Genomic DNA, 17,812 nt, shown 5'->3' with positions numbered 1-17,812 from the left:
CGACCAGCGTGGGCAGCCGAAATGAGAGCGACGAGCCGAGCGCCTGGACCAAGCCTCGCCAGGATCGGTCCTACAGGCAATTAAACAAGCAGCCGATGAGCGGGCAAGGTCGGTCACATCGCAGCCGATGCCAAGCCTGAGGCCGCGTGCGCGATGAGGAGCGCGTGTAGGTCGGCGCCCGCGGCGTCGTCGAGGTAGAGCCGGTACATGCGCAGCGGCACTTCATCTATGACCCGAGGGCCGAAGTCCAGGCATCTGGGGACTCAACGATGCGGTCGATGAGGCTCACGAACGTGATTGTGCACGCTCATCGTCGTCAAACGAACGTCCGGCCATGCGGGCCCATGCGGCCTGCCGGCCGAATCCTGGGCCTGTCTGTTGTGGAACAGGTCCAGGGCGGCAGGGCGGCTCGGGTGGTGTCTGTTGAGTAGCGTCCCCTTGAACCGAGCCCGCTAATTCGAACGAAAGGTGTTCATGTCGTGGCGCCGAAGATGAATCCCGACGAGATCGATATCAGCCAGGCCTTGGTAAGCGGGCTGATCACGAGCCAGTTTCCGGCCTGGGCGCACCTGCCTATAGCGAAGGTCAGCTCGGCTGGTACTGACAACGCGATCTACCGGCTGGGCGATGCGATGGCTGTACGCCTGCCGCGCCTAGACGGTGCCGCCGCCATGGTTGCCAAAGAGCAACGATGGCTGCCGCGACTCGCTCCACAGTTGCCGTTGTCGATACCAGTGCCGCTGGCTGCCGGCATCCCTGAAGGGGAGTTCCCCTATCCCTGGTCGGTGTATCGGTGGTTGGCTGGCGAAGATCTGGCCGCCCGGACGGATGTGGACCTCTCCGACGTGGCCAGCCGGCTTGGCGAGTTCATCGCCGTACTCCAGCGCATCGACACCGCTGCCGCGCCAGTATCACCGCGGGCAACTCCCATCGACGCCCGTGACGACGACGTCGTTCGCGTCACCATCCGACAGTTGAGCGAAGAAGGCAATCTCGATGGAGATGCGGCGGTGGCGGTCTGGGAGTCGGCGCTAGCTGCTCCCAGCTGGAACCGCCCGCTGGTGTGGATCCACGGCGATCTATTTCCCTCTAACCTGCTCGCCCTGTTCGGTCGATTGGCAGCAGTCATCGACTTCGGCTTACTAGGCCTTGGCGATCCAGCGACCGACATGCTTCCGGCCTGGACCTTGTTGACTGCTCGGAGCCGTGAGTTGTTCCGTGCCGCTGCGGAAGTTGATGATGCGACCTGGGTCCGAGGCCGTGGCTGGGCGCTCAGTGCCGGGTTGGGGGCGGTGCGCGTCTATCGCAAGACCAACCCTGTCCTTGCGGCTGCCGGTCGGCATGCCATTGACCAGGTGGTAGCCAATCACCAGAACTCGACCTGACGCGGCAGTCGCACGCGGTCTCACGCACTGGCGCTGTCGAGGAACACCGGAGCGCCTGCCCGGCCGCCAGTAACTCGTCGTAGTAGCATGGGCGGTCGATGACCACGCCGAGCCCCTGCGCCAGGACGTCGTCGGCTATCGCCTTCAGCACGCTGTAGCTGCGGCGCGGGTGAGGGTGAAGGCGCCGTCTCCTTCCAGGTTGTATGCGCCGTCACTTTCCAGCAGCGCGGTCAGTACGATGTCGCGGTCTATCGCGACCGGGCGGCGGTGGCGGACCAGCTCGCGAGCGATGGTTGTCTTGCCGGCTCCCGGTGCTCCTGACATCTGGACAACGACGACGTCACCCATGTGGCTCCCATCTGATCAACACGGCACTGTGGAACATGTATGGCGAGAGAACCTAGCGGCCGGACTTGACCAGCTCGGACGGAGACTTCGAACTCGTTTCGGGTTTCGCGGCCAATGGTGCGGGACCAAGGCGACCGCGGTGCTCGCTCGACTGGTGTAAACCAGGTGCATGGCTCTTCCTGCTGACGTCGTTGCGCCCGTGATGATCGAAGTCCGCCAGGGGCACCGCCTGGCGGTGCGGCGTCGTGGGGACGGCGGCGTACCGCTGCTGCTCATCCACGGATTCCCTTGTACGAGCCGCATCTGGTCGCACAATCTCGTCCCGCTCGCCGAGGCGGGGTTCGACGTCGTCGCGCCGGATCTGCGCGGCTACGGCGACTCCGACTTCGCCCCGGACGACTTCTACGACCTCAACGCGTTCAATGCCGACCTGACCGGCCTGTTCGACATGCTCGGTTGGGAGCGCGTAGTCGTCGCCGGGCACGATCTGGGCGCAATGGTCGCCATCGACATGGCCAACCGCCACCCCGAGTGGGTGGACCGCCTGGTGATCCTGGACGACTCCATGCCCGACCTGGGTGAGGCGTTCGCAGCGGCGGGTATCCCGCCGACCCGGCCCAAGCCCGCCGTCTTCGAGTACCAGCGCCGCCAGGGACACCACGCCGACGCCTTGGTCGCCGAGCTGAACACGCCCGAGCGGCGGAGGGGTTATGTGGGTGAGTTCTACGGGCACCGCCTGTGGTCTCCGCCCGATGCCTTTGACGAGGAGGACTTGGCCTTCCTGACCGAGCCCTACGGGGACGCGGGCCGGCTGCGTGCCGCCTTCGCCGACTACGAGGTCGTCATGGGCACCCGGCCGCTGTCGGCGCCGGAAATGATCGACCGGCCGGTCCGGCAGCGAGCCCTGGTGCTCATCGGCACCGACCAGGCGACGATAGGCGACCACATCGAGCAGCGGTGCGCGCTCGCCTTCCCCGAAGCGGTCGGTCCGTTCTGGGTCAAGGGCGCCGGCCACTTCATGCCCTGGGAGCGGCCCGAGACGGTCAACCGCGCCATCCGCTCTTTCTGCGGCGACCTGCTGGTGGCCTGAACCGCGGCGAGCGCTACAGCGCGGACTCAGACTGCTCGCCAATTCTCCAGCAGATGAGCGCGCCGGCGGGTGCGGCGCAGCCCCTACTGGACCAGCGGAAGGCGCCCGATCAACTTGCGGCACTGGTCGCCAAGTAGGCATTGCGGTCCTTGCGGGAGGATCGGCGGTTCTTAAATTAGGAAGCCGCAGATGAGAACTGTGGTCGGAACGATGACTCAGTCACCATCAGTCTCACTCCCGACCACGCCTTCGTTGTCTCAGAGTGTGGTAGTGAATCTCGAGTCAATGACATCGCCTAGGGAGTTCGCATTGAATGAGTCGATGGCCCGGCTGCGATCAATGCTGGGCTCCGGACGGCGCCGAGTGGTACTCATTCTCTGTGGGTTGTTGGTTCTTTGTGTGATCAGTGTGTATCTGACTGCGCGGAGAGGAGGTGATGAGTCGGCGATCGGTCTTCTGCCGGACGATGCGGCCGTGGTCGAGGCTTGGCCGGGGGCCACGAAGCTCGATCGGTTGCCTGATGAGGTGAGCCGGATGTACGAGCGGGATTCAATGATCTTGAGCGTTCGGCTTGCCGACAGAAGCGAGCTTGTTGTGACGGCGAGCGACTACGCCGGTCCAGTGCGAGCGTGGTTGGCTTCAAAAATCTTCTCGCCTGGCTGGAATGGCGTCTATTGGGACTATCCGCAAAGGCATCCGGCCGAAGGACTTCCGTCTGCTGCGACGCCGCCGGCCAGTCGGCTCGTGGGTTTCGAGTGTCCTGATGACGGCGGCGGGTCGCTCGAGTGCAATCGATGGGTTCTGTGGTGGAAGCGTGGCCGCGGCATCTGGGTTGTGCAATGGAATTCCCGGAAGTGGGCAACAACTACGGAAGCTCTCGCGGTGATGTCGCCACTCTGGAAAAGGTGACCCGCGCCGGCCAACTTGGCAACCACTGAGTCCGCATCGATGTGTGGACCGACAACATCGGCCTCCGCCGCTACTACGAGAACCGCGGCTTCAAGCACGTCCGCACCCTCGACGGAGTGGCCAACCAGACATCCGCAGTCAAGGCAGGGAACTACCCGGCGCGAAGCATCACGGAACCACCAGCACCAGGCCTGACAGCGTTCTAACGGGCACGTCGATCCACGAGCACCGCTACTCCCCACCCAGCCGCTGCCCCGACCATCGCCGCGATGGGCGACATGACGATTGCTGGGTCGGTCCATTCTGAGCCACCCGCCACCCGGGCCCACACCACATTCGCGACAATCAGAACGACCGCACCGATCACTGCCCACCAGTTACGACGACGATTCCGTGCGGACGAGACCATGTCGGAACCATACGTCGGTGCGCCTGCGACGGGCTTGCTAACAGCGGCCACGGATCAGGGCGGACGCCGCTGGACAGTTCGCTAGCTTGGCGCCTCAGCCCAGGCGTGCATTGGTCAGCGGTGGACGGTCTGAACTCGGCTACAGATCAGAAGGTGTCGCCTCAAACGACGCCAACAAGTCGTCCACGGCACCAAGGAGCGACCTAACGTCACAGCGCCGTCCCAGGAGAGTCGACCCTGAGCGTACCGATCACGGGTCGGCCGGACTCCTTCATGCAGGAGCGGCCACTGCTCACGCTGTACAGCCCGTAGGTCGATCCAGTGGATGCCACCACGGGTTGCGTTGTCGACCAGATGACGGAGGGGCGCGCCCGAAGCAGTCGGATCAACCAGGGCTGACGGACGTCAGCTCGATGCCCTTACCCAGTTCGAGCATCCGCGAGCTCGTGGTGAGGCCGATCATCCGATCGGTGGCGATCGCCTTGAGAACGTCGGTGTTGATCACCGGGTCAGCCGCGGCGACCCGGGATGCATGCGCCAGCACAAATCCGTCCTTGCGCATGTTGATAGTCGCGGTACCGTCGGGCAGCCGCACGACCGACAGCTTTGTACCGTCCTTCAGCTCTTGAGTTTCGCAGTCGGGCTCGTCGCTCAATAGCTGCTGATCGCAGTCGCCCATTCCGCCTGCCAGCCTCCCGGCGAGTGGATCTCGATCAGCAAGAGGACCGACTCACCGGCGACGTCATACGTGAGTCGTACCTGCATATCCTCCGGCGAACCAGCGTCCACAACCTTGACCAGTTTCGCCTCCGCCGGTACGTGCCGGATCGCCGCCGCGGCAACCGCCTGGGCGGTCGCCGGCTGGTCAGGTTCCTCCTTGGCGTTCGACCGTCCTACACCGATGGCACCCGCAAGACCGACCGCAAGTACAGCCAGCGCGATGACGACGTGAACACGCTTCAATCCCGGCCCCTTTGTCGAGTGCACAGGAGTGTAGGCCGCACAAAGTCCACAGACGCTCGCGCATCAACACCGGTCGTCGACTGGCGCGCGATCCGGTGCTGGGCTGATGTCACCGCTGGCGGTGAAGAACTGCTAGTCCCTGGCTGAGCATGCCGGACCTGACTCGCCCGATCGGCTGCAGCGCCTGCTGCGTAAGGGCGTGTGGGACACCGACGGCGACAGGGGATGGGCGCTGAGGGGGACTCACGGCAATGGCGGTCGGCCCAGGAGGGCCGGATTCACGCTCAGGAGGGGTGGTCAGGGGCGGTCTCGAACCGCCGACCTTCCGCTTTCAGTTCGACAGCGGTCCCCGCGCTGTCAGGATGCACCATTGCCCGGTTGGACTCTCCAGTGGGTCCGGTTGGTCGCCGTCGCTGGCCGTTGTGGTCCCGGTTGCGGTCGCCTATGACGCCGACGCCGGTCACCAACGGCCGGTTGAGCCAGGCAGGCATCCACCAGTTCGCGTCGCCCAACAGCTTCATCAAGGCCGGCACGAGAACCAGTCGCACGATGGTCGCATCGATGAGGACGGCAGTGGCCAGGCCCAGGCCGAACATCTTGGCCGTTGGGTCGTCGGCGAGGGAGAAGCTGACGAAGACCGCGATCATGATGAGCGCTGCCGAGGTGATCACGCGGCCGGTAGTGGTGATGCCGTGGATGGTCGAGGTGGTGTTGTCGCCGGTCCGGACGTACTCCTCACGGATCCGGGTGAGCAGGAAGACCTCGTAGTCCATCGACAGCCCGAACACCACGGCGAACATGAACATCGGGATGAACGGGAGGATCGGGATGGTCGACTCCAGCCCGATCAGATCCGCGGCCCAACCCCACTGGAAGATCATCACCATGACGCCGAACGACGCGCCGATGCTGAGCAGGTTCATCGCAGCGGCCTTCAGTGGTACGACGACCGACCGGAAGACCACCGTGAGAAGCACGACGGACAACAGGATCACCGCGCCGATGAACCACGCCAGCCGATCGTTGACCTTCGCACCGACATCCGCCAAGGTCGCCGTCTGACCACCGACATGGGCCTTCGCCGGACTGTCCCGTAGTACCGAGGGGAAGACCTCCGCGCGAAGCCGCTCGACCGTCGTCATCGTGGCATCGTCCTGCGGTCCGGTCGTCGGTACGGCGATCAACGTCGCGACGCCCGCCGCGGTATTCACCTGAGGAGATCCGACGGACGCGATGCCCCGATCGGCCCGGACGGCGTTGAACAGAGGTTGTACGACGGTCGGATCTCGAGAGACGTCGACGGCGATCACCAGCGGACCGTTGCTACCGGCACCGAATCCCGCAGCAACCAGGTCGTAGGCCCGGCGCTCGGTGCGTTGCACGGGAAGCGCGCCGTCATCGGGCGTACCGACGCGGAGTGCGAGCACGGGTGCGGCCAGCGCCAGCAGCAGGACGGTGGCGCCGACGGCGTACGCGGCGGCGTGCTTGGACACATGCCCCGCCCACCGCCGCCAACCCGAACCAGGGGACGCCTGCACCCGCCGTACCCGAAGGCGGTTGATCCAGTGCCCGGCCAGACCCAAGAACGCGGGCAGCAAGGTGAGCGAAGCGAGCACCATGGTCAGTACGATCAGCGAGATGGCAATCCCGCCGGCGGTCATGAACGGTACGCCGGCCACCACCAGCCCGAGGATCGCGATCACCACTGTGCCACCGGCGAAGAGCACAGCCTGCCCAGCCGTGGCGACAGCGTGCCCGACCGACTCCTCGACCTCCATCCCGCGGCCTAGGTTCTCGCGGTGCCGGGTGACGATGATCAGCGCGTAGTCGATGCCCACGCCGAGCCCGATCATGCTGCCAAGTACCGGCGCCCAACTGGGCAGATCGATGAGATAGGTGACCAACGACAGCGAGCTGATCGCCAGCGCGAGGCCGAACACAGCCATCCCGACCGGCAGCCCCATCGCGATGATCGATCCGAACGCGAGCAGCAGGATGACCATCGCGGCGATCAGCCCGAACGCCTCGCCGAGACCTGCCTGGGCTTCCTCGAACGCGTAGAAAAGATCCCCGCCCAGCTCGATCCGCAGCGGCGATTCCACCGCCGTCAGGGTCTTGAGCTGCTCGAGGTCGCTCGGCTCCAGCTTGTCGAGCACCGGATACTGAAGCCGGATGAGCCCGACCCGGCCGTCCGGCGAGATGACGGGATCGCCGACCCCCAGCACGTGTGGCAACGAAGCCGCAGTCGACCGGATTTGCGTCAGCGCAGCCCGCAGCTCGGGTCCGTTGAGCGTCGCCTGCTCGTCGAGAGGAGTCACGACCACCTGCGCGGTCAGCCCGGCCTGATCCGCTCCCGCGGCCGACAGCAGATCGGTCGCGTACTGCGAGTCGACACCAGGTGCTCCGAAGGATTCCTCGAGTTTCTTGCCGAAGGCGCCGGATGCCGCGACCACGAGCGCCGCTACCACCAGCCACGCTCCGATCACCACCCAGGGCCGACGTGCGGCGTACCGGCCCACTCTGTACAGATTCGACGTCATCATGATCCCTTCAGCGAGAGTTGGACTCATCGTGTGGCCGTGGGGCCGGCCACCACCTCAGGCGATGAGACGGACTTGCCTCGGCCGATCAGCCGGGTCGCGTCCCGTACTTTGAGCCGATCCGCTCGGCGCCCGGAGTCCCTACGCTGTGGGCATGGTGAGAAACGCCCTCCGCTCGCTGCTGGCCGAGCCGCGAGCGCCCGACCCACCCAGGCGGGTGTGGCGCGATTGGGTGCTCGTCGTCGGCCTGCTGACGGCGGTCGTTCTCGAAGGCGTACTCCGTGAGGACGTGGTCTGGAGGCCCGTCGCACTGGTGCTCGCCGTGGCAACCGTGTGCGCTCTCCTGTGGCGTCGTACCCACCCGCTGGCCGTGGTGGCCGCCGTGTTCGGCGCCCTGATCGTGGTCAACCTCGTAACCCTGATCAGTGGAGACGCGACCTTCGGGCTGTACTCGATGATCTGCGTGGTGTTGCTGCCGTACTCACTGGTTCGCTGGGGATCCGGCCGCGAGATCCTCATCGGCCTGGCGTTCATCCTGGTGGCGCTGGTGCTGGGAATCATCAGTGACTTCACCGGGTACGGCGAAGCCGCCGCCGGCAGCATGTTCCTGCTGTTCCCGGCGACAGTCGGGGCCGCGGTCCGTTATTGGTGGTCCGCCCGGCTCCGCGAGCTGGACCAGGTGCGACTCCGGGAGCGCGAGCAGTTGGCCCGGGAGCTGCACGACACGGTCGCTCATCACGTCTCGGCCATCGTCATCCGGGCCCAGGCCGGCCGAGCCGTCGCCGCCACTCGCCCGGAAGCCGCGGTCGATGCGCTCGCCATCATCGAGGCGGAGGGCACGCGTACTCTGGCCGAGATGCGGACGATGGTCGGCGTACTGCGCGATGACGGAACGGCGGCGCTGGCTCCACAACCGGGAGTGGCCGACCTGGAGCGGCTCGCCCGCAGCGTCGGGGACCGGCCGCGGGTCGAGGTCGAGGTGTCGGGCGACCTCGACGACCTCGGACCAGCGGTCGGCGCCGCGATCTATCGCATCGCGCAGGAGTCGATCACGAACGCCGTACGGCACGCCCGGCAGGCAACGCGCATCGACGTTAGGCTGACGTCGTACGACGACTCCGTCCGCCTGACTGTCCGCGACGACGGAGAGGCCACCTCGGCGCCCCGGAACTCGCTCGGCTACGGCTTGGTCGGGATGACCGAGCGGGCCACGCTACTCGGCGGCACGTTCGCCGCGGGACCCGATTCGGGCCGGGGCTGGTCCGTCGACGTGGTGCTGCCGCGAACGGCGGTCGGCCGATGACGATCCGCGTACTCGTCGCCGACGACCAGGATCTCGTCCGGACCGGACTCGCGATGATCCTCGATGCGCAACCCGGTATCGAGGTGGTCGGTCAGGCGGCCGACGGTCTGGAAGCGGTCCAATTCGCCCGCCGGCTGCGGCCCGATGTGTGCCTGCTCGACATCAGGATGCCCGGCCTGGACGGGATCGCGGCGACCCGCGAGCTCGCCGGCCCCGGCGTCGAAGACCCACTGGCCATCGTGGTGATCACCACCTTCGATCTCGACGAGTATGTGTACGGCGCACTGAAGGCCGGCGCGCGTGGATTCCTGCTGAAGGATGCCGGCCCCGACCTTCTGGTCCAGGCGATCCACGCCGCCGCCAACGGTGACGCACTGATCGCGCCGAAGATCACCGCACGGCTGCTGGCCGCGTTCTCCGAACCACCGACCGGCCGCACACCAGTCCAACCGGTCGATCCGCTCACCACTCGCGAGGAACAGGTCCTGATAGGCGCGGCCACCGGCCGGACCAACGCCGAGATCGCGGCGGAGCTGCACATCAGCCTCAGCACCGTGAAGACTCACCTGACCAGCGTGATGGGCAAGGTGGGCGCCCGGAACCGGGTCGAGGTCGCCATGTGGGCCTACGAAACCGGCCGCATCAAGCTCTAGGTCATGGCTTCAAACACGTCCGCACCCTCGACCTCGCCGACTACCCGTCCGGTGGGTTGTTCCACCGTCCGGCCACCGACCGGCGAGGCCGCAAGAACGCCCCAGCCCTGTTCGAGAAGCCCCAGACCCTTGCCAACCTGTCAAGGCCGGTTCGAACCTTTCGAGCGGGCGCTCGGGCCGGTCCTCAACGAGGCGGTCATCCGACCCCGCCCCACGAGCCGGGCCTCGACATCTCACGGATGGGTCGAACTCATCCGTGACGGGTGACGATCGGCGCTGTGGTCGTGCCTAGCGTGAGACGACGTGCCAGATTGGTGGAGGAGGCCACATGTCGGACGGTGAGCCCAGGGTCGAGTTTGTGCGGATTCCCTCGGAGTCTCCGGGGCGGCTCGGCGAGGTCCTACCGATCCCGCCTCCACGCTTCGAGCCGATGTCGGAGCCGGACTGGCGCCGGGTGCAAGCGCCGGAGCGGTTTCAGGTCCGTCCGCCGGCGGGTGCGCCGAACGTAGTGATCGTGTTGATGGATCAGTTCTCCTACGCCGACCCGTCGACGTTCGGGGGACCGATCCGCACCCCAACCCTGGAGCGGCTGGCGTCGGGTGGTGTGACTTACCCGAACTTCCACGTCAACGCGCTTTGCTCCCCGACCCGGATGTCGCTGCTGACCGGCCGCAACCAGCACCAATGCAGCGCGGCAACGGTGGTGGACACCAGCACCGGCTTCCCGGGTGACACCGGCGTACGACCGGACAGCTGCGCGACCGTGGGCGAGATACTGCGCCGCTGGGGGTACGTCACCAGCTACTTCGGCAAGTGTCATGAGGTGCCGCCGTACGAGGTCAGCGTCAGCGGGCCGTTCGACCGGTGGCCGGCCCATTCCGGGTGGGACAAGTTCTACGGCTATCTGGCCGGTGAGCAGTCCTCGCTGAACCCGAACTTGATCGACGGCGTGACCCACATCGGGACCCCGAACGACCCGGACTATCACTTCAACGTCGATATGACCGACCAGGCGATCGCGTGGGTCCAGGCCACCCGGTCGCTGACTCCGGACCGGCCGTTCTGCTTGTACTACTCCAGTAGCGCCGGGCACCCGCCGCACACGCCACCCAAGGCGTGGCTGGACCAGGGCTTGTACCGGGGCGAGTTCGACCAGGGCTGGGACCGGATGCGGGAGGAGATCTTGGCCCGGCAGAAGGAGCTGGGCATAGTTCCGCCGGACACCGACCTGGCGGCGAACCCGGACTACATCCCGCCGTGGGCGGACCTGTCGGAGGATCAGAAGACTGTCTACGTCCGGCAGATGGAGGTCTACGCCACGTTGGTGGAGAGCGCCGACCATGAGGTCGGGCGGGTGGTGGACGCGATCGAGGAGCTCGGCGAGCTCGACAACACGCTGATCTTCTACATCGCGGGCGACAACGGCGGCTCGTCCATCGGTGACATCAACGGCGTGTTCGTGGAGTGGGGCCCGCTGAACGGCGCGCCGGAAGACATTCCCTACTTGCTGAGCCGGCTCGATGAGTACGGCGGGCCGAAGTCCTACCCGAACTACTCGGTCGGCTGGGCGTGCGCCGGCGCGACTCCGGCGACATGGTGCATCCAGATGGCGCACGCCGGCGGCAACATGGCCGGCACCGTCGTGCACTGGCCCAACGGGATCGAGTCGAAGGGGGAGATCCGGCGCCAGTACACCAGCGTCATCGATGTCGTCCCGACCATCCTGGAGGCCGTCGGCATCCCCGAGCCCAAGATCGTCAACGGCCACGAGCAGACCCCGATGGCCGGGGTCAGCATGGCCTACTCCTTCGACGAGAGTGACGCACCCGAGCGGCACACCACCCAGTACAACGAGGTCTCCGGCAACCGCAGCATCTACCACGAAGGCTGGCTGGCCGCTGTGGTACACCGGGCCCCGTGGGAGCCCGCACCGCGGGTGGTGGGCTTCGAGCAAGACCAGTGGGAGCTCTATCACCTGGCCGAGGACTTCGGTCTCGCCCACGATGTCGCCGAGGAGTACCCCGATAAGCTCGAGGAGCTCAAGGCGCTCTTCCACCAGGAGGCGATCAAGTACGGCGTCTATCCACTCGACGACCGGGCATTTGAACGCCTCAACCCCGTCGCCGCCGGCCGCCCGGACCTTATGGCCGGACGCACCGAGCTCACCCTCTACTCGGGCATGACCGGGATGACGGAGAACAACTTCATCAACACCAAGGCGGTCTCGTACCGGATCAGTGCGGAGATCGAGGTTCCACAGGACGGGGCGGAGGGGGTCGTCCTCAGCCAGGCCGGCCAGACCGGCGGCTGGTCCTTGTACGTCAAGAACGGCAAGCCCAAGTACGCCTACAACTGGCTCGCGCGCGAGACGTACACCATCGAGGGAGATGAACGTCTGCCATCCGGCGAGGTGAAACTCGACTTCGAGTTCGACTACGACGGCGGCGGGCTGAACAACGGCGCCACCGGCCGCCTGTATGTCAACGGCAGCCAGGTCGCCGAAGGCCGCATCGACAAGACCATGGGCGCCATCTACTCGCTGGCCGGCGAAACCGCCGACGTCGGTGTCGACGCCTGGTCGCCGGTCATCGACGACTACGACCCGTGGGACAACGCCTTCACCGGCACCATCCGCAAGATCACCATCAAGCAGCAGGCCCCAGAGTCCGCCTGACCTCGCACACAGGACCCGGAATCGCCTGGAGTCGCAGGGGACTTCACGGCCCACACTGGGTAGGTCGGGAGTGTGCCGGCGCAGGGTTCCCGCGCTTGAGCATGGTCATGGCTACTTCCCGAAGAAGACGTTGATGATGCTGATCACGCCGGGGCCGATGATGACGACGAACATGGACGGGAACAGGCAGAACACCAGCGGGAACAGGATCTTCACCGGCACCTTCTGCGCCTTCTCCTCGGCACGTTGCCTGCGCCGCAGCCGCATCTCCCTCGCCTGTTCACGCAGTACGTCGGCGATCGTGATGCCCAGCTCGCCGGCCTGCACGAGCGCGGATACGAACGACCGCAGCCCGGGCACAGTCGTCCGGTCGGTCATCGCACGCAGTGCCTGCGAGCGCGACTTGCCGATCTGGATCTCCTGCAGCACCCGGGAGAACTCCGCGGCCAGCGGGCCGGTGGTGTTCCGGGCGACCTGCGCCAGCGCCGCGTCGAATCCGAGCCCAGCCTCGACGCAGACCGTGAGCAGGTCGAGCGCATCGGGCAAGGCCTTCTGGATCTTTTCCTGTCGCTTGATCCCGGCGTTGTACAGCAGGACGTCGGGCAGGAAGAAGCCGACGGCCGCCGCCACGGCAGCGCCCACGACGAGCAGGCCGATCGTCCGAAGCCCGTACAGGCCGCCCAGACTGCCCAGGATGAACAGACCCAGGCCCTTTGCCGCCAGGACTCGGTCGGGCGTCAACCCCGACGGGTTGCCGGCCAGGTCGAGCCGGCGCTGCAGCGTCGTACTGATGCCCGAGGGCGACAGGCGTACGGCGACTCCGCGCAGCCAGCCTGGCAGTACGGCGAACGGATCACGTTTCGGCTCGAGCTCCACCGGTGCGTGCTGCGTGTAGTGACTGTCGATCGTGGCGAGTGCCCGGGCCACGCCACCTTCGGCAGTTCGCGCGGTGATGCTGATGACTGCCATGACAATGGCGAGGCCGAGCGCGGCGACTCCCGCGATCAAGAGCACGGTCGGGTTCATCTCACGCCTCCACCTTGATCAAGACGCGGATCCAGAACGCGCCGACGATGATGAGCCCGACGCAGCCGGCGACCATCATGACGCCGATCGGTGTGGTGAACAGCGGGCTCATGTACTGCGGTTTGCTCAACGTCAGCCACGCACCGAGCGCAATCGGCAGACTGACGATGATGTATCCGGACAGCCGCCCCTCGGCACTGAGCGCCCGGACGTGGCGGCGGGTCTGTGCGCGTTCGCGCATAGTGTCGACGGTGTTCGTCAGTACCTCGGCCAGGTTGCCGCCGACCTCCCGTTGGATTCGGGTGGCCATCACGACCCAGCGCAGGTCCTCGCAGTGCATCCGGTCCGCAACGTGGGTGAGACCGTCCTCGAGATCGACACCGATCCTGGTCTCCGCGAGCGCCCGAGAGAACTCACCTGCGGCCGGTTGCGTGCCGTCGCGTACGACGGCATCGACAGCCTGCGCGAGCGAGAACCCGGACCGAAGCGATCCGACGATCAGCTGAAGCACATCGGGGAGTTGTTCGCCGAAGGCCGCACGGCGGCGCCCGATACGGATGGTGAGGAAGGCATGTTGTGCGAGCCATCCGACGAGAAGTCCGATCGGCAAACTCAGCAGCCCGTTGACGCCTGCGAGCATCAGGGCGACGCCCAGCGCCGTACTGCCGCAGAGGACAAGCGACGCCCATTCGGCGGGCTTGCGCTTCACGTCCGCGAGATCGAGCCGCTTGGCAAGTCCTTGGTCGACGCCGCTGGACCGCAGGACTTGGGCGACGAGTCCGACCGCGGTCCGCGCGGCAGCGCCCTCCACCTCACCGGTGTGGTGCTCGTCGCGGCGAGGTCCGTACTGGCTGACCCTCTGGATCAACCGACGCGCAGTGTCTTCCCGGGAGCCCTGCCAGCGCAGTAGTACGACGGAGAGCACCACGATCGAGAAGACGCCGGCCAGCAGCGCGAGAAGCTGCCATGACCAGCTGGTCTGGTGCGACCGAGCCGGCTGTACGGCGTTCGTCGGCGCCGGCGCGGGAGTTGGCGGAGTGACCGCGGCAAAGGTCACCAAGGTCTTGGCGCTGACCGAACCGATGGCGACCCGCAGCATGACGCTACGGCCGGCCAATGCGTCGGGCACAGTGACGTCGACCTTGGCGCGCGCAGTGAAGTTCCGCGCCACGGCAGCGAAGGCTGCCGTCAGCTCACCGGCGTTCTGCGCGGTCAGTATCCGTCCGCCCGCGGCCGACGCGATCTCCTGTGCCGCTGATGCGTCACCGCTGCCGTACCGGAAGGCGACGACGTCAGCCGGGATGCGATCCGCCGCGAGCTGCGTGGTCACCGAGGTGAGATTCGCCTTGCTGGACGTGTCGACACCATCCGACAGCACGACCAGCCTGCGCTGGGCTGACGAGCCGAGGCGGGCGGCATCGAGCGTGGCGACGGCTGCGCGGACAGCGTCGTACAGCGCTGTGTCGCCGTTGGCCTGCACGTGCGCCAATGCCGCACGAACCAGGGTGCGGTTCGTCGTCGGCGAGACCAAGAGACGAGGCTGGTCGGAGAAGGTGATCAGGCCCGCCCTGACGTCGTTCGGCAGGCTGGCAAGGTAGCTGAGCGCGGCCTGACGCGCCGCAGCAAGCCCCGAGCCGGCCATCGAGCCACTGGTGTCCAGCGCGATGACCACCGCGCGCGGCGGAGCTGCTGTCACGGTCTTGCTGCTCACCGGCGTCACCTGTGCCGGCAGCGAGGTGCTGCCGGCCTGGACGCGCACCGACTTCGAGTCCAGCTTTCCTGACACGTCGGCGGTCGTGAGCACGAAGCTGGCATGGCCTTGGCTGACCTGCACAGAGTCGATCCGTGCCGACGGATCGCCGTCCGCGTGCGCGATTCCCGGCAGAACCACTGCCAAGCCGAGGACTACGGCACCCAGCCATCGGATGCGTCGCGCGATCGTCATCGGTAGACCTCTTCCAAGCCGAACATCCGCGGCGGCAGGTAGACGCCGCGATCAGCGAGCCGATCGAGGAAACCTGGGCGCAGGCCGGTCGACCGCAGCGCGCCGCGGAAACAGCCGCGCTCGTCGACGCCCGCGTGGAAGTCGAACTGGAACACGTCCTGGAGGGTGATGACCTCACCCTCCATGCCGGTGACCTCGGTGATGTGTGTGATGCGACGTGTCCCGTCCTTGAGGCGGGCCTGGTGCACGATGAGGTCGAGCGCGGAGGACATCTGCTCGCGGATCGCCCGCTGCGGCAGGTCGACGCCGGCCATCAGCACCATGGTCTCCAGCCGGGACAGCGAGTCGCGTGGCGCGTTGGAGTGCACGGTCGTGATCGAGCCGTCGTGGCCCGTGTTCATGGCTTGCAACATGTCCAGCGCGGCGCCGTCGCGGACCTCACCGATGATGATGCGGTCTGGGCGCATCCGCAGGGAGTTGCGCACCAGTTCGCGGATCGCGATCTCGCCGCGCTTCTCCACGTTCGCCGGACGTGACTCGAGCCGCAGTACGTGCTCCTGCCGCAGCTGTAGCTCGGCGGCGTCCTCGATCGTGACGATGCGTTCGTCATCGGGAATGAACGACGACAGCACGTTCAGCGTCGTCGTCTTGCCGGAGCCGGTGCCGCCGCCGATCAGGACGTTCAACCGGCCCCGCACACACGCCTGCAGCAGTTCCGCGACCGGCCCGGTCAGCGTGCCGAACGAGATCAGGTCGTCGACCGTGAAGGGGTCGGCGGCGAACTTCCGGATCGTGAGCAGTGACCCGTCCAGTGCGATCGGCGGTACGACGGCGTTCACCCGGCTGCCGTCGGGCAGACGGGCATCCACCATCGGGCTGGCGTCGTCGACCCGGCGGCCGACGCGGGAGACGATCTTGTCGATGGTGCGACGCAGGTGGCTCTCGTCGGTGAACGCCGCATCGACCGGGAGCAACCGCCCGTCGCGTTCGACGTAGATCTGGTCGTGACCGTTGACCATGATCTCGGAGACGCCGGCATCGCGCAGATACGGCTCGAGCGGGCCGTGGCCGAGGATCTCGTCGGCGACCTCCTGCGCGACGCGTGCACGGTCGGCTGCGGTCATCGGGGTGTCGTCGCGCTGCAGCACTGTCTGCAGGGTTTGCGTGACCTGCTGTTCGAGCTCGTGCTGGTCGAGGTGAGCGTCGTACAGCTTGGGACCCAGGCTCTCCAGCAGACCCTGGTGCACGCTGCGCTTCACGCCGGCGAACGGGTCCGCGTTCCGTGCTGCACGGCGCGGTACCTCGGCGGACGTCTGCGGACTCGGTGAACTCGTCGGCACCGTCTGGGGCTGTTGCCCAGGGTGTGCCTGGCGCTTGGCCAATCGTTCGGACAGGGTCATGATCGCCTCCCCGCACCACGGCGTGCGAACACCTTGGACCTCGCCGCAACGGGCCGGCTGAGCAGACGTTCGTGGGCGAGCCGAGTGATCGCCTGGCTGACCGGGTGAGTCGGCGTCGCGATCACGATCGGGACTCCCTTGTTGATCGAGATGGGGACGTTGCGGCTGGACGGCACGTGCCCGTTGATGGCACTGCGGACCACGCGCTCGACATCGCCCGAGGACAGTCCGACCTTCGAATCGGAGCGATTGAGCACCACTGAGCGGATGTCGCGCGAGTAGGACAGCAGGTCGAGCATGTCCAGCGTGATCCGCAGGTTCTTCAGCGCCGGTGTGTCCGGCGTGGTCAGCAGGACATGGTGATCGGAGACGTCCATCGCGGTGAGCACGTGCTCGCTGAACTGCGCAGGCGTGTCGACCACGACGAAGTCGTACATTCCGCGCAGTACCGTGAGCAGCTCGCCGACCAGCGCGGCGGGAATCTTCTCCGCATCGCCGGGGGTCACCGGCGCCAGCAGCATGTCCAGCCCCGGGCGGTACGACGTCAGCAGCGAGACCGCACCTGTGGTGTCGAGATGGCCGGCCATCGGCAAGGCGTCGCTGATCGTGCGGACCGGGTCGAGCTGGACGCTGATCGCCACGTCACCGAACGAGAGATCGAGGTCCACCAAGCAGACTCGGTTGCCGTCGCTCGCCGACAGCGCCGCGGCCAGGTTGATCGCGATGGTGGTCTTGCCACACCCGCCCTTGGCCGCGAACACCGTGACGACCTTGCCCTGGTGTTCCGGTTCCGGCTCGTCGTTGACACGCACCCGGCCCGACAGCGTCCGCGAGCGCTCGCACGCGGCGACCAGTGCCACGGGGTCGCCGGCGGCAACCACTTCCCGCACTCCGGCTCGAAGTGCCTCCGTGAGCAGCGCGACGTCCACGTACTCGCGGACCAGGATCAGGCCGGTGGCCGGCCGCTCCAACCGCAGCTCCGCGGCGAACCGCAGAGCGTCCCCGGCGTCGGCTTCGGGTCCGACCACGACGAGATCCTCGGCGGCGTCGTCGTTCAGAGCGCGGAGCGCGGCATCGAGGTCGTCGACCGACCGAACGTCCCTACCGAGGTTCGAGATCAGGTCGTCCGGCGCAGCGGCCGGCTGGCAAAGAATGGTCATCGCGGTG

At 66.7% G+C, this 17,812-nt stretch carries 14 protein-coding genes; 6 read left to right on the top strand and 8 right to left on the bottom strand.

What is annotated here, in order from left to right:
• Positions 1-479 precede the first annotated feature (479 nt).
• Positions 480-1,385 carry an aminoglycoside phosphotransferase family protein gene (locus EV644_RS42595; protein ID WP_199240360.1) on the top strand — a complete coding sequence of 302 codons (906 nt, stop codon included), beginning with the start codon at positions 480-482 and terminating at the stop codon, positions 1,383-1,385.
• 144 nt (positions 1,386-1,529) lie between these two features.
• On the opposite strand, the gene EV644_RS42590 is transcribed toward EV644_RS42595, so the two are convergent.
• Positions 1,530-1,733: an AAA family ATPase gene (locus tag EV644_RS42590; protein ID WP_132197207.1), complete on the bottom strand. Its 204-nt coding sequence runs from the start codon at positions 1,731-1,733 to the stop codon at positions 1,530-1,532.
• Between the two features lie 169 nt (positions 1,734-1,902).
• Between EV644_RS42590 and EV644_RS42585 the strand changes: the two genes are divergently transcribed.
• Both EV644_RS42585 and EV644_RS42580 read left to right on the top strand, forming a co-directional pair.
• Complete coding sequence (locus tag EV644_RS42585) at positions 1,903-2,823, top strand: alpha/beta fold hydrolase (RefSeq protein WP_132197209.1); 921 nt, start codon at positions 1,903-1,905, stop codon at positions 2,821-2,823.
• Between the two features lie 309 nt (positions 2,824-3,132).
• Positions 3,133-3,732, top strand: coding sequence for a hypothetical protein (locus EV644_RS42580; RefSeq protein WP_132197211.1), 600 nt, complete (start codon positions 3,133-3,135; stop codon positions 3,730-3,732).
• 794 nt (positions 3,733-4,526) lie between these two features.
• Here EV644_RS42580 and EV644_RS42575 read toward each other — a convergent pair.
• The 3 genes from EV644_RS42575 to EV644_RS42565 form a co-directional block, all read right to left on the bottom strand.
• On the bottom strand, positions 4,527-4,796 hold the full coding sequence (locus tag EV644_RS42575) for a hypothetical protein (protein ID WP_132333461.1): 270 nt from the start codon (positions 4,794-4,796) through the stop codon (positions 4,527-4,529).
• Positions 4,793-5,104: a hypothetical protein gene (locus EV644_RS42570; protein WP_132197215.1), complete on the bottom strand. Its 312-nt coding sequence runs from the start codon at positions 5,102-5,104 to the stop codon at positions 4,793-4,795. Before EV644_RS42570 ends, EV644_RS42575 begins: the two co-directional genes overlap by 4 nt.
• Before the next feature lie 284 nt (positions 5,105-5,388).
• Entirely contained in the window at positions 5,389-7,674 is a 2,286-nt protein-coding gene (locus EV644_RS42565; RefSeq protein WP_241999425.1) for an MMPL family transporter, read from the bottom strand.
• A gap of 124 nt (positions 7,675-7,798) precedes the next feature.
• On the opposite strand from EV644_RS42565, the gene EV644_RS42560 reads away from it, so the two are divergent.
• From EV644_RS42560 to EV644_RS42550, 3 genes are all read left to right on the top strand, one after another.
• Positions 7,799-8,947: a sensor histidine kinase gene (locus tag EV644_RS42560; protein WP_132197217.1), complete on the top strand. Its 1,149-nt coding sequence runs from the start codon at positions 7,799-7,801 to the stop codon at positions 8,945-8,947.
• Complete coding sequence (locus tag EV644_RS42555; RefSeq protein WP_132197219.1) at positions 8,944-9,600, top strand: response regulator; 657 nt, start codon at positions 8,944-8,946, stop codon at positions 9,598-9,600. Before EV644_RS42560 ends, EV644_RS42555 begins: the two co-directional genes overlap by 4 nt.
• 328 nt (positions 9,601-9,928) lie before the next feature.
• On the top strand, positions 9,929-12,274 hold the full coding sequence (locus EV644_RS42550; protein ID WP_132197221.1) for an arylsulfatase: 2,346 nt from the start codon (positions 9,929-9,931) through the stop codon (positions 12,272-12,274).
• 111 nt (positions 12,275-12,385) lie between these two features.
• Here EV644_RS42550 and EV644_RS42545 read toward each other — a convergent pair whose 3' ends face one another.
• The 4 genes from EV644_RS42545 to EV644_RS42530 are packed head-to-tail and all read right to left on the bottom strand — an operon-like array spanning position 12,386 to position 17,805.
• Positions 12,386-13,300, bottom strand: coding sequence for a type II secretion system F family protein (locus EV644_RS42545; protein WP_132197223.1), 915 nt, complete (start codon positions 13,298-13,300; stop codon positions 12,386-12,388).
• A gap of 1 nt (position 13,301) precedes the next feature.
• The gene (locus tag EV644_RS42540; protein WP_132197225.1) at positions 13,302-15,245 is read right to left on the bottom strand and encodes a VWA domain-containing protein; all 1,944 of its coding nucleotides are present in this window, start codon (positions 15,243-15,245) and stop codon (positions 13,302-13,304) included.
• On the bottom strand, positions 15,242-16,645 hold the full coding sequence (locus EV644_RS42535) for a TadA family conjugal transfer-associated ATPase (protein ID WP_132197227.1): 1,404 nt from the start codon (positions 16,643-16,645) through the stop codon (positions 15,242-15,244). Before EV644_RS42535 ends, EV644_RS42540 begins: the two co-directional genes overlap by 4 nt.
• Positions 16,642-17,805: a CpaE/TadZ family protein gene (locus tag EV644_RS42530; RefSeq protein WP_132197229.1), complete on the bottom strand. Its 1,164-nt coding sequence runs from the start codon at positions 17,803-17,805 to the stop codon at positions 16,642-16,644. The genes EV644_RS42535 and EV644_RS42530 overlap by 4 nt, the downstream gene beginning before the upstream one ends.
• Between the last annotated feature and the right edge of the window lie 7 nt (positions 17,806-17,812).

The organism is Kribbella orskensis (assembly GCF_004342085.1).
Taxonomy (GTDB): domain Bacteria; phylum Actinomycetota; class Actinomycetes; order Propionibacteriales; family Kribbellaceae; genus Kribbella; species Kribbella orskensis.
This window is presented reverse-complemented; position numbering and strand designations above follow the sequence as displayed.

Coding starts and splice junctions, on each gene's coding strand:
- EV644_RS42555 (WP_132197219.1), top strand. CDS start 8,944: ATGACGATCCGCGTACTCGTCGCCGACGACCAGGATCTCGTCCGGACC.
- EV644_RS42540 (WP_132197225.1), bottom strand. CDS start 15,245: ATGACGATCGCGCGACGCATCCGATGGCTGGGTGCCGTAGTCCTCGGC.
- EV644_RS42560 (WP_132197217.1), top strand. CDS start 7,799: ATGGTGAGAAACGCCCTCCGCTCGCTGCTGGCCGAGCCGCGAGCGCCC.
- EV644_RS42550 (WP_132197221.1), top strand. CDS start 9,929: ATGTCGGACGGTGAGCCCAGGGTCGAGTTTGTGCGGATTCCCTCGGAG.
- EV644_RS42565 (WP_241999425.1), bottom strand. CDS start 7,674: ATGAGTCCAACTCTCGCTGAAGGGATCATGATGACGTCGAATCTGTAC.
- EV644_RS42535 (WP_132197227.1), bottom strand. CDS start 16,645: ATGACCCTGTCCGAACGATTGGCCAAGCGCCAGGCACACCCTGGGCAA.
- EV644_RS42585 (WP_132197209.1), top strand. CDS start 1,903: ATGGCTCTTCCTGCTGACGTCGTTGCGCCCGTGATGATCGAAGTCCGC.
- EV644_RS42545 (WP_132197223.1), bottom strand. CDS start 13,300: ATGAACCCGACCGTGCTCTTGATCGCGGGAGTCGCCGCGCTCGGCCTC.
- EV644_RS42530 (WP_132197229.1), bottom strand. CDS start 17,805: ATGACCATTCTTTGCCAGCCGGCCGCTGCGCCGGACGACCTGATCTCG.
- EV644_RS42590 (WP_132197207.1), bottom strand. CDS start 1,733: ATGGGTGACGTCGTCGTTGTCCAGATGTCAGGAGCACCGGGAGCCGGC.